General features: G+C 72.5%; 11 protein-coding genes. 4 read left to right on the top strand and 7 right to left on the bottom strand.

Translation table 11 applies throughout. The features are described 5' to 3' along the window. Nucleotides 1-107 precede the first annotated feature (107 nt). The 5 genes from RM590_RS20235 to RM590_RS20215 all read right to left on the bottom strand — a co-directional run bounded on the left by RM590_RS20235 (nt 108) and on the right by RM590_RS20215 (nt 6,875). A complete protein-coding gene (locus tag RM590_RS20235) occupies nt 108-2,162 on the bottom strand; it encodes a prolyl oligopeptidase family serine peptidase (RefSeq protein WP_311706057.1) in 2,055 nt (684 codons plus the stop codon). A 171-nt stretch (nt 2,163-2,333) separates the two neighbouring features. Continuing rightward, nucleotides 2,334-2,999, bottom strand: coding sequence for a hypothetical protein (locus RM590_RS20230; RefSeq protein ID WP_311706056.1), 666 nt, complete (start codon nt 2,997-2,999; stop codon nt 2,334-2,336). After that, the gene (locus RM590_RS20225; protein WP_311706055.1) at nt 2,986-4,596 is read right to left on the bottom strand and encodes a substrate-binding and vWA domain-containing protein; all 1,611 of its coding nucleotides are present in this window, start codon (nt 4,594-4,596) and stop codon (nt 2,986-2,988) included. Before RM590_RS20225 ends, RM590_RS20230 begins: the two co-directional genes overlap by 14 nt. Next, nucleotides 4,593-5,780, bottom strand: coding sequence for a toxic anion resistance protein (locus RM590_RS20220; protein ID WP_311706054.1), 1,188 nt, complete (start codon nt 5,778-5,780; stop codon nt 4,593-4,595). The genes RM590_RS20225 and RM590_RS20220 overlap by 4 nt, the downstream gene beginning before the upstream one ends. 27 nt (nt 5,781-5,807) lie before the next feature. After that, complete coding sequence (locus RM590_RS20215) at nt 5,808-6,875, bottom strand: substrate-binding domain-containing protein (protein WP_311706053.1); 1,068 nt, start codon at nt 6,873-6,875, stop codon at nt 5,808-5,810. A 421-nt stretch (nt 6,876-7,296) separates the two neighbouring features. On the opposite strand from RM590_RS20215, the gene RM590_RS20210 reads away from it, so the two are divergent. After that, nucleotides 7,297-8,262, top strand: coding sequence for a glycosyltransferase family 2 protein (locus RM590_RS20210; protein WP_311706052.1), 966 nt, complete (start codon nt 7,297-7,299; stop codon nt 8,260-8,262). 3 nt (nt 8,263-8,265) lie between these two features. Beyond that, nucleotides 8,266-9,624: a polysialyltransferase family glycosyltransferase gene (locus RM590_RS20205; protein ID WP_311706051.1), complete on the top strand. Its 1,359-nt coding sequence runs from the start codon at nt 8,266-8,268 to the stop codon at nt 9,622-9,624. A 46-nt stretch (nt 9,625-9,670) separates the two neighbouring features. Here RM590_RS20205 and RM590_RS20200 read toward each other — a convergent pair whose 3' ends face one another. Then, nucleotides 9,671-10,786 carry an acyltransferase gene (locus RM590_RS20200; protein WP_311706050.1) on the bottom strand — a complete coding sequence of 372 codons (1,116 nt, stop codon included), beginning with the start codon at nt 10,784-10,786 and terminating at the stop codon, nt 9,671-9,673. Nucleotides 10,787-11,000: 214 nt separating this feature from the next. After that, nucleotides 11,001-11,657, bottom strand: coding sequence for a SanA/YdcF family protein (locus tag RM590_RS20195; RefSeq protein WP_394813922.1), 657 nt, complete (start codon nt 11,655-11,657; stop codon nt 11,001-11,003). 187 nt (nt 11,658-11,844) lie between these two features. On the opposite strand from RM590_RS20195, the gene RM590_RS20190 reads away from it, so the two are divergent. Together RM590_RS20190 and RM590_RS20185 are read left to right on the top strand one after the other, a co-directional pair. Then, nucleotides 11,845-12,579 carry a sulfite exporter TauE/SafE family protein gene (locus tag RM590_RS20190; RefSeq protein ID WP_394813921.1) on the top strand — a complete coding sequence of 245 codons (735 nt, stop codon included), beginning with the start codon at nt 11,845-11,847 and terminating at the stop codon, nt 12,577-12,579. A gap of 186 nt (nt 12,580-12,765) precedes the next feature. Next, nucleotides 12,766-13,851 carry a L,D-transpeptidase family protein gene (locus RM590_RS20185; protein ID WP_311706048.1) on the top strand — a complete coding sequence of 362 codons (1,086 nt, stop codon included), beginning with the start codon at nt 12,766-12,768 and terminating at the stop codon, nt 13,849-13,851. Nucleotides 13,852-13,862: the final 11 nt, after the last annotated feature.

Raw genomic sequence — 13,862 nt, 5'->3', positions numbered from 1 at the left:
CCCGGGCGCCCCGCGCAAGTCGGCCAGCGGAGCGACGGGGCGGCGCTGTGCCAGTCCGGGTCGGGGAACATCTGCGCGCGCGAGAGCAACCACTGGGACGTCCTCCACTACAACTGCGGCGGCTGCTGAGCCGGCGCGGCCAGCGCCTCGGCGAGGAAGGCGAGTTGATGGGTCAGCAGGTGGGTGACCGTCGACTCGTCGGTGGGCCGGTGGGCCGTTCCGGACAGCGGGAGCACCCGGTGCGGCCGGCCCGCCGCCAGCAGGGCCGCGGACATCCGCAGGGTGTGCGCGGCCACCACATTGTCGTCGGCCAGGCCGTGGATCAGCAGCAGCGGGCGGCGCAGGGCGGCGGCCTCGGTGATGGGTGAGGAACGGTCGTAGGCCTCCGGGTGGTCGTCCGGGTGGCCGAGGAAACGTTCGCGCCAGTGGGTGTCGTACAGCCGCTGGTCGCTGGGCGCGGCCCCGGAGATCCCGGCGTGGAAGACGTCGGGGCGGCGGATCAGCGCGGCGGTGGCGAGGGTGCCGCCGTAGCTCCAGCCGCGGATGGCCACCCGCGACAGGTCCAGGTCGGGCAGCCGCGCCGCGGCGGCGCCCAGGGCCGTCACCTGGTCCTCGATCACGGGGGTGAGGGTGTCGCCGTGCACCTCCTTCTCCCAGGCCGGGCCGCGGCCGGGGGTGCCTCGGCCGTCGGCGATGACCACCGCGTAGCCGGCCTCGGCGAACCACTGGGCCTCGCAGAAGAAGGCGTGCCGGGTGCGGGTGACCAGTTGCATGGCGGGGCCGCTGTACGGGCTGAGCAGGACGGGCAGTCGGGTGCCCGGGGTGTGCCAGGACGGCAGCAGCAGCGCGGTGCGGATCGCGCGCGGCCCGGCGGCGAAATGGGTGACGCGCGGCGTGAGCAGCGGCTCCGCCTCGTGGGAGGCGAGCGGGACGGGGGCGGCGCCGGGGCGGGTGAGGGCGGTGGCGCGGCCCCGTTCGGTCGCCGAGACCAGGAGCAGCGCGCCGGTGGCGGGGTGCGCCCGGTGCACGCCGGGCGTGTCGGTGACGCGGGCGGCGGCGCGGCCGGGGGCCGTTGACCAGACGTGGGTCTCGGTGGGCTCGTCGCTGGCCGTGAACCAGACCGTCTCGCCGTCGGCGCCCAGCACCTCGCGCACCTGGAGGCCGTCGGGCGTGACGGGCCGGCCGGCCACGGCGAGGCGGTGGGTGCCGCCGGCGTCGGTGACGGTGACCAGGGCGCCGGCGGCGGTGCGCAGCGGGGCGCCGGGGATCAGGGCCACCCAGGCGGGGTCGCGTTCCTCGTGGAGGGTGGTGGTCGCGCCGGTCGCGGGGTCGGCGGCCAGGACGCGCACCGTGCGCTGGTCGCGGCTCTGCACGGACAGCAGGGGGCCGTGCGCGTCCCAGTCGGCGGTGGCCAGGTACTCGAACGCGGCGCGGTCCCAGGTGATCTCGGTGCGCCCGCCCTTGGGTCCGAACACGTGGAGGGTGACCTCGGCGTTGGGCGTGCCCGCGGCCGGGTAGCGGATGGCGCGCGGGGGGCGGGCGGGGTCGGCCGGGTCGGCGATCCACCAGCGCCGCACGGGCGAGGTGTCGACGCGGGCGACGAGCAGGCGCCGGCCGTCGCGGGACCACCAGTGGCCGCGGGCGCGGTGCATGGACTCGGCGGCGACGTGTTCGGCGAGGCCGTAGGTGATGTCGGCGTGCTCGGGGGTGGCGAGCGCCCGGTCGCCTGGGGCGGTGAGGTCGGCGACGCGCAGCGCGCCGTCCGTCACATAGGCGACGCGGCGGCCGGTGGGGTCGACGCGGGGGTCGGTCACCGGGCCGGGCACGGCGAGGCGGCGGGGCGGGGCGCCGTCGGCGGTGACCGTCCACAGCTCGCCGTTCCGGGTGAACGCGACGGTGGTGGCGGTGGCGTCGGCCGAGTACGCGGTGATGCCGCTGCCGGAGTCGGGGCCGGGGTCGGCCACGAGGCGTTCGCGGCCGTCCGGAGTGAGCTGCCAGAGGCGGGCGACGGGGTCCTCACCGTCGCTCCCGCGCAGGAACAGCACGCGCGCGCCGCCGGGCGCCACGGTGAAGGCGTGCGGGACGCCGAGGGTGAAGCGGCGGGTGCGGGCGAACTGGCGGGGAAAGGCGGCGGTGGCCGGCGTGGTGGCTGATGTGCTCATGGCGTCCTTCACTGGGCGTGTCCGGGCATGCCGAAGATCCGGTACGCGGCATGCGCGTACCGGACCGTTGGCCGGAGTGGGTGGTGCGGGTGGTGCGGGTGCTCAATCCGCCGGCGCTCGCGACGGCGCGTGGGGCGGAGAGTCGTTCGGGAGTTTACCGCGGGGGCGCGCTCACGGGGTGGGCGGCCCTCCGGGGTCCGTCCAGTTCGGGCCGGTCGCGCCGCGGTCCTCCAGCTCCCGGGTGATGATCCGCTGCCGGTGCTCCTGCGCCTCCCGGGCTGCCGTCGCGATGGCCTCGATCTCCCGGGTCAGCAGGCCGAGTTGGCGCTCCAGGTGGCGTTCGGACGGCTCGCTCCCGGGGTTCAGCCGGGACCACCAGCGGGTGCGCAGATACGCGTCCACCGCCTCCGGCACATCCCGCCGCACCGCCCGCCCCAGCACATGCACGGCCTCGGGATCCACGCCGATCTCGCGGGAGACCAGGCCCGGCTCCAGCACGGCGGCCAGCAGCCGGTCCAGCTCGGCCAGCGGCCGACCGGCCTCGCCCGGCACCCCGGCCGTCTTGAGGTAGGCGCGCAGCGCCGCGAAGTCCTCGCGCAGCGCGTCGAGTTCGGCCTCGGCCTGCTCCTCGGGGGTGGCGAACCGCGGCGTCGCAGGGCGGTCCGGCGGGGCGATCAGCGCGCCCGCGCCGTACAGCCCGGCGACCACCACGGGCCAGTAGGTCCCGGCCAGCCCGGTGAGGGCCAGTGCCAGGCCGGCCAGCCCGCAGACACAGCCGGTCAGATTCTTGCGGGACTCCAGGTACGCCAGCACCCGGCCCCCGTTACTGGTAGCCACGGATCTCCCGGAACGCGTCGCCCAGCGGTTCGCGGACCGCGTCGAACAGCTCCCCGCCCGTCAGCCCGGCGATATACCCCAGCTCATCCCGGTCGCCGTCGCCGAACAGCACGGTGAACACGGGTATGGCGGCGCGCTGTTCCGCCGGCAGCTCCCGGTGGAACGCCTCGAAGTCCTCGGCGGTGACGCTGTCCCGGTTCTCGCCGTCGGTCATCAGCACGATCGAGGTGAACGCGTCGGAGGCGCCGTCCGCCGTGAGGAACTCGTACGCCTCCATCAGGCTGCGGTAGACGGCCGTGTCGCCCTCCGCGGTCAGCGCCGCCACCTCCGCGCGGATGTCGGCCAGCGCCGGTTCGGGGTCGCCGGCCGCCACGGTGTGCGTGGTCACCGACACCACATCGGAGTTGAACGGCATCAGCGTCACCTCTTCCCGGTCCCGGAACCGCTCGCCCGGCGGGGAGCCGGCCGTGCCGGTCAACTCGCCCATGGCCTCCTTCAGTTCGGCCAGCCGCTCGCCCTCCATGGAGGCGGAGGTGTCCAGCACGTACACCGTGCGCGAGGGGCGGCGCAGCCGGTGGTCGAACTCCGCCAGCAGGCCGTCCGCCACCTCCAGCGAGCCGGGGTAGGGCAGTTCGCGGCGGCGGTCGGCCGGCAGCTCGGCGGCGGGCGCGACGCCGGTGGCCACCGGGCGGCGCAGCGTGTCCTCGGTGAGCGTCCGCTGGGCGTCGTCGCCGCGCAGGTACTCGGTGAGGTCGCGCAGCGCCTCCCGGGACTCGGGCGAGGCGGAGGTGAGCACGGTCAGCGGGTAGCGGGCGGTGACGACACCGTCGGTGGGCCGGACGACGGTCAGGTCGCCGGTGCCCGGGCCGGCCCTTGACATCAGCACCGACTCGTAGTTGATGAGCGCGTCGACGTCCGGCCGTTCGGCGAACGCGGTGGCCAGCCAGCCGGACGAGCCGGAGGTGAGCCGCTGCCCGGTGAAGAACTCGCGCAGTTCGGGTCCCGAGTCGTCGATGTCCTGCTGGGTGAGGGCCGATTGGGCGCCGGAGAGCGCGGAGGTCACGGAGATCAGCGCGCTGTAGCCGGAGTTGGAACGCAGCGGGTCCGTCATGCCGAAGGTCAGCTCGCCGCTGGCGGCCGCCCGGTGAACCGCTCCCCAGGTGACGTCCTCGGGCTCCCAGCCGAGCCGGTCGAGCACCGTGGGCCGGAAGCCGAGCGCCACCGGCGAGGTGACGATGGACGTCTCGGAGACGATGCGTTCGGCGGCCTCGGGGTGCAGCCGCAGATAGTCGTTGGTGGCCAGCCACAGCGCGTCGTACTCGCCGTCCGCCTCGCCCGAGGTGACCAGCCGCGTGGCGTCCAGCGTGCCGGACCAGGTGATGTCCGCCCGGACGCCGGTCTCCTCCGCCGCCCGCTCCAGCAGCGGCTCGGTGTCGGCGAGTTCGCTGCTGGCGAGGATCCGCACGGTGCGCGGGCCGTCGGATCCGCCGCCGTCGCCGTCTTCCGAGTCGCCGGAGCAGGCGGCCGCGGTGGTGAGGGCCAGCGCCAGCGCGGTGAGCAGGGCGGCGGCCCGCCTTCGGGGTGTCCCCGGTCTCATATCAGTCCCCCCTCGGCCCGCTCGGCCCGGGAGCGTTCCAGATGGCCGGCGGCCTGCTCCAGCTCGCCGGACAGCGCCCGGGCGGTCGCGGCCATCGACTCGGTGGCCTGCGCCTTGTACGTGTCGATGGCGTCGAGCGTGCGGTAGATCTGCTGGAACGCGGCGCGCAGCGTCTCGGCGCCGACGGCCGGTTCGGCGGCCAGCCGCTGGATCTCGCCGCTCTGCGTGGCCAGCATCTCCGCGTTGGCGGTGACCAGTTCCTCGGTGGTGGTGCGCAGCGCGGTGACCTGCTCGGTGACCTTGCGCTGGTTCTCCAGGGCGGCGGACAGCATGATGCCGATGCGCAGCGCGGTGACGGTCGTGGTGGCGGCGCGGTCGACGCCCTTGATCAGCTCCTCGCTGTTGCGGCGGACCACGTCCATCGCGAGATAGCCCTGGGCGCACACGGCGAGCTGGGTCAGCAGGTCCTGGTGCTTCTGCCGGACGGGGAAGAGGACGTCGGCGCGCAGCGCGTCGGCCTGCGCGGGGTCGGTCGCCTGGAGGTGGTCCACGCGCCGCTGGATCTCGCCGTCCAGGGCCTCGGTGAGGATCGCGTACTCCTGGAGCTTGCCCATCGTGTCCCACAGCCGGGCGCGTTCGGTGTGCAGGGCGGCGCTGTCCCGGCGCAGTTCGTCCTGGCCCGCGCGCAGGGTGCCGACGATGGCGGTGAGGGTGCCCTGCGCGGAGGCGTAACGGGCCAGGTGGTCGCGGAAACGGTTGCCGCCGGGCAGCCTGGCGAGCAGGCGGCGCACGCCGCCGCCTGCGTTCAGCTCGCGCGGGTCCAGGTCCTCGACGGTGCGGCGCAGGTCCACCAGCGACTGGGAGACCCGGGCCTGGGCGTCGCCCGCGTCGCCACCCGCGCCGCGTGCCAGGGAGCGGATGCTGCGTTCCAGCATGCGGTTGGACTGCTGGGCGGCGGCCTTCATCTCCTGCGCGCCGAGCGCGGTGACCTCGCCGACGCGGGTGGCGAACTCCGGGGAGCGCGCGTCCAGTTCGGTGAGGGAGTCGACATAGGCCGAGGCCCGGCGGCCCAGTTCCTCCCGGGTGTCGGGGTCCACGGGGACAAGGCCGGTGGCCTGCTCGGCGCGCACCGGGGCGATGGGCTCCGGCGGGGTCAGGATGAGGGGCTGCTCGGTGTCTGTCATACGCGGAACCGCCTTCCGGTGCGTGCCTTATTGCCGGGCGCGTGCCGCCATGTCCAGCAGCACGTCGGTGGTCGGTGCCGGGGCCTGCCGGACGCCGGCGAGGTCGTCCTTGAGGAAGGCGGCGTGCGGCTCGGCCGCCTCGGTGAACTCGGCCGTGGTGCCCTGCGGCCGGAACCCGTGCCGCACTGTGAGGCGGCGCAACTCCGGGTCGGTGGCGAGCAGTTCACCCAGCTCCCGGCCCTCCTCGGTGAGCGGCACCAGGGTGTGGTCGCTGGAGACGGTGGTGTCCGGGTAGAGCACCACGACGTCCCCCGGGTCCCGCCCGTCCGCGAGGAGCGCCGCGATCTGCGACTCGTAGACCAGGACCAGCGGGTTGCCGATGCCGCTGACGAAGTCCGAGAACGGCGCGTCGGAGCTGGGCGGCTGCGTGCCCTGGACCTGGATCAGCGTGCGCATCAGCGGCGCGGTGGCCTCGACGGCCGCCGCGTCCTGCACGACGGCGCCGCCGTTGGCGACGAATGAGGCCGCGGCGAGGTAGAGCGCGCCGGAGTTGGAGGTCAGGGGGTTGGTGCTGGAGATGTAGAGGGCGCCGGTCAGCTCGGTGTGGGCGGCCGCGCCGTCGAGTTCCTGCCAGGTCCGGCCGTCCTCGACGGCGGCCAGGTACGCGTTCATGTCCAGCAGGCCGCGGTGGTCCGCCTCCAGCGTGACCAGGCCCTCCGCCGCCAGCACGTCGGCGGCGGAGCGGTGCGCGAGCACCACCAGCGGCGAGTAGAATGGCCGCGCCACCGGGCCCGCCGTCTCCCGGGCGGCCTGGATCTCCTCGGCGGGGCCCTGGCTGCCGGGGAAGGCGAAGTCGTAGTCGGCCAGTTCGGCGTCGTCCATGGCCCAGGAGCCGGCCGGGTCGGTGCGGACCGTGAACCCCCGGCCGGCGAGCGCGGCCACCACCTCGGGATCGGTGAAGAACGCGCTCTTCTCCGACCCCACGATTCCCTGGACGGTCGCCGTACCCGTCCCCTCGTCGCGGCCCAGCAGGACGGCGACCACCACGCCGCCGAGCAACAACACCGCCAGACCGATCCCCCACGCTCGTCTCACACCGGCAGCCTGCTGGCAACACCCCACATCCCGGGGGTAATTGGGTGACCGGAAGGTGAAGTACCGATCCCGGAACGCCACGGGATCACCATGCCGTGACGCCGTTCCGGGTGCGACCGGGGCATGACACGCCAGCGTGGTGACGCAGGGTGACCGCCCGCGCACGTCCGGCGCGGGCCGGCGGCGAAGGGCGCCACACCTGAGCGGAAGGGGTGCCACCGGCCGCCCGGCGCGACTGGCATGCTGGGAACGGCAGGCGGGCCGACGGGCCGCCGGTGCCGGACCGACCGTAGCGGGAGCAAAGCAATGAGATAACCGAGCGTACAGTCAGCGTTTACCACGCCGTCATCTGAGCGTATCCTGACTCGCTGGTCGCGTGTTTACCGTCGCGTTTATCCTGTTCACAGTCTCTGGAAACCCGGTGCCCAAGCTCTCTGTCATCGTCGCCTGCCACAACGTGCAGGATTTCGTGCCCACCACCCTGCGCAGCCTCGCCCGGAACGCCGGGCCGGAGACCGAGTTCATCCTGGTGGATGACCGTTCGACGGACGCGACCGGCGAGATCCTCGGCCGGGCCGAGGGAGAGCTGCCGAACGCGAGAGTCATCCGGCACGACACGAACATGGGCATCTCACAGGCTCGCAACACGGGGATCGACGCGGCCCGCGGCGACTACCTCACGTTCCTGGACGGTGACGACTGGTACGCGCCGGGCTACCTCGACGCGCTGACCGAGGCCATCGAGACCATCGACGTCGACTACGTGCGCACCGATCACGTGCAGTCCAACGCCAAGCGGCGCACGGTCGTGCGCGCGCCGGCGCCGCGCCGGGGCGTGCCGATCAGCCCGCGGGACGCGATCACGCCGGCCGACCGGAAGACGATGGTCGACTACCCCTTCGTCTGGGCAGGCGCCTACCGGCGTTCACTTTTCGAGGACGGCCTGCGTTTCCAGACGCACCTGCGAACGGCCGAGGACCGGGTGTTCTGCTGGCAGTTGCAGCTCCGCGCGAAGTCGTTCGCCTCGGTGGGACTGCTCGGCGTGTTCTACCGCCGCGGGGTGACGACCTCGCTCACGCAGATAAAGGACGACCGGCAGCTCGACTTCATCCCGGCCCATGACCTGATCCTCAAGGAGGTCATGGAGGACCGGGAATCGGAGCGGTTTCTGCCCAAGATCGTCCGGACGTACTGTGCCATGATCGCTTTCCACGCCGCCAACTCCGAGCGGTACGACGCGGATGCCGCCCGCCGGCTGAAGCAGGAGTCCTCGGCGGCGCTGCGGCGCTTCCCGCCGCAGCTCCTGGAGCGGACACTGGTGGCCATGGGCGAGGAGCGCGGCAGAGTGCTCAGGCGGTTGCTCGGCCGCGGACGGAGGGCGGCCTGAGCCATGACCGAACGCACGCAGATCTTCGAGGTGTCGACGCTCTACGGAGCGGCGACGATCGCCGCGGCGCTGGACGCCGGGCAGTTCGGGCCCCGGCACGAGGCGCGCCGGGTGCTGCTCGTTTCCAACAACGCGGCCATCCCGGAAACGGCCGCCGAGCTTTCGGACATGACCGGCTGGAATCGGATCGTTACCCGTTTCGACCAGGTCGTCGACTGGAACGAGACCATCCGGCCGCACCACCCCAGCGACTGGTCGCCCGCCGACCGTGACTCCCCGCTGTGGGAGCGGCTGCTGCGGCGCTACTGGGGGCTGGGCGAGGACCCGGTCGAGCTGGTGGTGGAGTCCGTGCACGCCAAGCCGGCCTCGGCCCTCGCGGTGATCTTCGCGAACGCCGATGTGCACGTCTACGCGGACGGCCTGATGAGCTACGGGCCCACCCGGGACCGGCTGCCGCAGGAGACGGCGATACGGATTCAGCGGCTGCTGCACCTGGACCTGGTGCCGGGGCTGCGTCCGCTGCTGCTCGCCGAGCACGGCGTGCCCTCCGAGGTGGTGCCGAACGCGGCCTTCCGCGCGGTGCTGGACGAGATCAGCGGGGAGCACCGGCGCGGGACCGTGGACGTGGGATCGTCCGGGGTCGCGGTCATCCTCGGTCAGTATCTGGCGGCGCTGGACATCCTCTCCGTGCGGGAGGAGGAGTCGCTGCACGAGCGGATGCTGCGCGGGGCGGCGGCGGCCGGGTTCCGTTCGGTGGTGTTCAAGCCGCATCCGACGGCGCCCGCGCAGTACTCGAAGGTGCTGGAGAAGGCGGCGGCGGAGGCCGGGGTGCGGCTGACCGTGCTGGACACGCCGATGCTGGCCGAGACCGTCTTCGACCACTACCGCCCGGAGCTGGTGGTCGGCTGCTTCTCCACCGCGATGCTGACCGCCTCCGTGTACTACGGGGTGCCGATCGCACGAGTGGGCACCAAGCTGCTGCTGGAGCGGATCACCCCCTACCAGAACAGCAACCGGATCCCGCTCACCATCGTGGATCTGCTGGTGCCGGACCTGGAGGAGCGGAAGGCCGGCGAGATCGTCACCGAGCGGCCGGACGTGGCCGGCGAGGTGTCCCCGCTGGTGCGGACCGTGGGCTTCTGCATGCAGGCCAAGACCAACCCGGGCCTGCGCGAGGAGGCCGAGGCCTGGCTGGACGCCCATCTGAACGAGACCACCTGGCGGTACTTCAAGCGGGCGCGGCTCACCGCGCTGGCGCTGCCCGGCGGCTTCGCCTCCGGGATCACCCGCCAACTGCCGGGCGGCAGTACCGCGATTCGCATCGCGCGCAAGGTGCGCAAGGCGACGCTGCGCAACAAGTGAGCCGGCCGGACAGGGCGCCAGTGGCGCCCGGCCCGGCCGTGGCCCGCTAGCCCAGCCAGCGGCGCAGCCCCAGCTTGCCCCACAGCAGGCTGGCGCCGTAGCTCAGCACGATGGTCATGGACACCATGGCGATCAGCATGCCGCTCGCGGTCAGCGGTCCGTAGTCGTCGGTGACCCAGCGCTTCACCAGCTCCTCGACGAAGAAGACGTGCACCATGTAGGCGCCCATCGCCGCGGCGGCGAGCTTGGTGAGGCGGGGGCGCCACCGCTCGGGGATGCGCACCCGGCTGACGAGCAGCAGCAGGCTGAGCGTGAGAATGGCCACAAACGGGTGAGCGTTCGGGATGACGTAGTGCACCTGCGTGTCCCACCAGATGCAGCCGGCCATGGCCGCCAGCATCAGCGGCACCACCAGCCACCGGCCCCGCCGGGACAGGCCCTTCGGCAGGGCGAACAGCATCGCGCCGCCGATCGCGTAGACCACGGAGTAGGTGCCGAAGCTCCAGCCGACGGTCGGCACCCGCCAGTCGGTGAACTCGCTGATCGTGGCGAGGATGTTCGGCAGGGTGGCGATCACCAGGAGCGCGATGCCCAGGCCCCAGGGGCGCTGGCCGGCGCGGATCAGCACCAGGAACCCGAGCGCCATGATGATCGGGATGTAGGCGTACAGGAACCACAGGTGGTACGCGGGCTGCACCGACCCGAAGAGCGCGTCCACGGTCAGGTCGGTCATCGGCTTGTCGTTGTCGTCGCGCAGCCAGGCCCAGCCGAGATAGGCGGCGGTCCAGACGAACAGCGGCGTCCCGTTGCGGATGATCCGCGTCCACATGCGGGCACTGTCACGCGGCGGCGCCCCCATCAGCACCGCCCAGCCGGCCATGGCGAAGAACATGGGCACGGCGAACTGGTTGGCCCCGTCCGCTATGTGTCCGGCCCAGTAGGCGCTGGGTCCGTTCTCCTCCTGCCGGTCCACCGCCAGGATGAAGGCGCCGGCGACATGTCCGAGTATCACGGCGCACGAGCAGATGAGCCGCATCAGGTCGATGTCGAAGCGGTGCTCGTTCGCTGGCTCGGACCGGGGCGCGGGGACCGGGACCAGCGAGTCCTTGTCGGTCGGCGCGCCGGTGTTCGGGCTCGCGAGGGGTGCGCTGTTGGGTGGCATGGGTTCCGATCGCTGGGTCGCTGGGTCGCTGGGTTGAGGCCGGAGCGGCAGCGCCGGCGCCGGACCTGACTCCGGAATCCGTTGCTCGTGAACTTCTAGCTTCCGGGCGATAACGCGTCTTCGCCGGAAGGTGTCGGCTCGGTGAACTACGGCGTACCGGGCAGTGCCGGGCGCGAGGCGAGTCCGTCGGGTCCCGCCGGGTCACCCGGATCCGTCAGGACTCAGACAGGATCTCATCCAAGCCGGTGTCCCGGGGCCCGGGGAAGGTGGGGGACGGAGTGAAAGCGGCTTGATACACGGCCGTGACCGCGCCCGCCATCTCGCGCAGCCCGCTGAAGACCCAGACCGGGCTGCGCCACTCCGGCACGGCCACGCCATGGGCGTCGATGCCCGCGGCCTCGCACAGGGCCAGGGCGCGGCGTATGTGGAAGTCCTGGGTGACCAACAGCGCCTCCGAGACGCCGAAGACGGAGGCGGCACGGGCACAGGAGTTCCAGGTGTTGAACCCGGCGTAGTCGGCGACGATCCGGTCCGCCGGGACGTCGTGCTCGACGAGATAGCGGCGCATGGAGTCGGGCTCGTTGTAGTCCTCGGTGCTGTTGTCCCCGGTCACCAGCAGGGCGCGGACCCGGCCGCTGTGGTACAGCTCCGCGGCGGCGTCCAGCCGGTGGGCGAGCCACTGGGTGGGCTCGCCGTCCGGCCGCAGGCCCGCGCCGAAGACGACGGCGACGGGGGCGGAGGGCGCGTTGTCCACGGTGCGGACGCGGCCGTCGGTGGTGACGTACACCCAGGCCGACGGCAGCAGGCCGAGGACGCTCAGCACCATGGCCGCCTGCAGCGCGCGGCGCTTGCCGCGGGTGGTGCGCGGCATGCGCGGCCGTGCGGCGCGCAGCACGCGCCGCAGTCGATCAGTTATCACACCGTTATCACGTCCTGGACCGGCGGCGAGTTCCCCGGCGCCGGCCCTCGGCGGGGGCGCCCGTGGTCACGCCCGGGGGCATCGGGCATGATGAGCGCCGTGAGTGAGCGCCCCCACATACGGATCCGCTGATGCCCCGGTGACCGGGCTCGGCGGCGGTGACCTGGCGGTGCTGATGACCGCCGCGGTGCTGGTGGGGATCGCCAAGACATCGATCGGCGGGGTCGCGGCCATCAGCGTCGCGCTGTTCGCCGCGGTGCTGCCCGCCCGGGAGTCGAGCGGGGCGCTGCTGCCGCTGCTGATCGTCGGCGACCTGTTCGCCGTGGGCGCCTACCGGCGGCATGCGAACTGGCCGGCGCTGCTGCGGCTGTTCCCCTCGGTGGCCGCGGGCGTGCTGATCGGGGTGGTGTTCGTCGCCCGGGTCGACGACACGGTGATGCGGCGCACGATCGGCGCGCTGCTGCTGTCCGTGGTGGCCGTTCATCTGTGGCAGCGGCGGCGCAAGGCGCGCGGGGCCCCGCCGAGCCGGGGGCCGGCGTTCGTCTACGGGCTGCTGGCCGGGTTCACGACGATGGTCGCCAACGCGGGCGGCGCGGTGATGGCCCTGTATCTGCTGGCCGCGGGCTTTCCGATGCTGGCGTTCCTGGGCACCAGCGCCTGGTTCTTCATGATCGTGAACGTGTTCAAGGTGCCGTTCAGCGTGGGGCTCGGGCTGATCGACGTCGACTCGCTGGCGCTCAACGCGGCGCTGCTGCCAGCCCTGCTGGTGGGCGCGGCGCTCGGGCGGGCCGGGGTGAAGCGGCTGAACCAGGCGCGGTTCGAGCGGCTGGTGCTGCTGTTCACCGTGCTGTCCAGCATCAACCTGCTGCGCTGACGGCGCGGCCCGCCGGGCTGAACGACCGTCAGAGGGCGAGGTGTACGGGTGCACCATGCGGGAAATGACATCCGGGTAGCGGAATCGTGGCTCACTCGTTATGGGTACGGCCGCAACAATCCGCCGGGTTCGCGCATCTTTACCAGTGAGGTCCTAAGAGGTCTGGTAATGCCAGGGGGAACACTGATGCGCTCCGCGCTCTTTCGCAGATATCTCGTCACCGCGGTGGCGAGTTCCGCCGCCGTCGCACTGCTGCTGACCGGCTGCACGGCCCAGGGGCAGGAGCCGTCGGGCGATCCGTCCGACCGGTCCTCGGCGGAGGAAACGTCCGCGCCGGAGGACGACGGCGAGGCGGAGGGCGACGCCGAGGAGACCGAGGAGCCGGCGGAGCAGGTCCTGCTGGACTTCGGCGACGAGTCCGACCAGGTGCGGGAGTTGCAGGCGCGGCTGGGCCAGCTCGGCCACTTCGCCGCGCAGCCCACCGGGTACTACGGGGACGTCACGCTGGGCGCCGTGTCCGAGTACCAGCGGTCGGCCGGCTTCGAGGTGTCCGGCACGGTGTACGAAAGCACTTGGGCGGCGCTGACCGAGGCGACCTCGACGCCCACCGACGAGGAGCTGTACCCGCCGCAGCAGGTCATGGGCTACGGGGACAACTCGGATCAGGTGCGCGAGCTCCAGGCCCGGCTGAAGCAGCTCGGCCACTTCGAGGAGAACCCGACCGGGTACTACGGCGATGTCACCACCGCCGCCGTTACGGCCTACCAGCAGGCGGCCGGTCTTGAGGCGACGGGCACCGTCTTCGAGCCGACGTGGGACGCGCTCACCGCCGAGACGGAGACGCCGACCGAGGAGGAGATGTTCCCACCGCTGGAGGTGCCGGAGGTGGAGCCCGTCCAGGACCTGGACGAGCGCTGCCTGACCGGGCGGGTGCTGTGCATCTCCAAGACCACCAGCACGCTGTCGTGGGTGATCGACGGCGAGGTGCAGATGACGGTGGACGTACGGTTCGGCGCGGAGGAAACGCCCACGCGCGAGGGCGAGTTCGAGGTCTACTGGAAGTCGCGGAACCACCACTCGACGCTGTACGACTCCCCGATGCCGTACGCGATGTTCTTCGACGGCGGACAAGCCGTGCACTACTCGCAGGACTTCGCGGCCAACGGCTACAACGGCGCCTCCCACGGCTGTGTGAACGTCCGCGACGAGGCCGCCATCGCCGAGCTGTTCGACGATGTGCGGGAGGGCGACCGGGTCATCGTCTACTGGTGAGGTGACAATGG

It is taken from the genome of Streptomyces litchfieldiae, from assembly GCF_031845365.1.
GTDB classification, from domain to species: domain Bacteria; phylum Actinomycetota; class Actinomycetes; order Streptomycetales; family Streptomycetaceae; genus Streptomyces; species Streptomyces litchfieldiae.
Note: the sequence above shows the minus strand (reverse complement) of the source record. Positions and strands in the feature narration are given on the sequence as shown.

Excerpts from the sequence above, each read along its gene's own strand:
- RM590_RS20235 (WP_311706057.1), bottom strand. The coding sequence starts at position 2,162 with ATGAGCACATCAGCCACCACGCCGGCCACCGCCGCCTTTCCCCGCCAG.
- RM590_RS20225 (WP_311706055.1), bottom strand. The coding sequence starts at position 4,596 with ATGAGACCGGGGACACCCCGAAGGCGGGCCGCCGCCCTGCTCACCGCG.
- RM590_RS20220 (WP_311706054.1), bottom strand. The coding sequence starts at position 5,780 with ATGACAGACACCGAGCAGCCCCTCATCCTGACCCCGCCGGAGCCCATC.
- RM590_RS20205 (WP_311706051.1), top strand. The coding sequence starts at position 8,266 with ATGACCGAACGCACGCAGATCTTCGAGGTGTCGACGCTCTACGGAGCG.
- RM590_RS20200 (WP_311706050.1), bottom strand. The coding sequence starts at position 10,786 with ATGCCACCCAACAGCGCACCCCTCGCGAGCCCGAACACCGGCGCGCCG.
- RM590_RS20195 (WP_394813922.1), bottom strand. The coding sequence starts at position 11,657 with ATGCCGCGCACCACCCGCGGCAAGCGCCGCGCGCTGCAGGCGGCCATG.
- RM590_RS20185 (WP_311706048.1), top strand. The coding sequence starts at position 12,766 with ATGCGCTCCGCGCTCTTTCGCAGATATCTCGTCACCGCGGTGGCGAGT.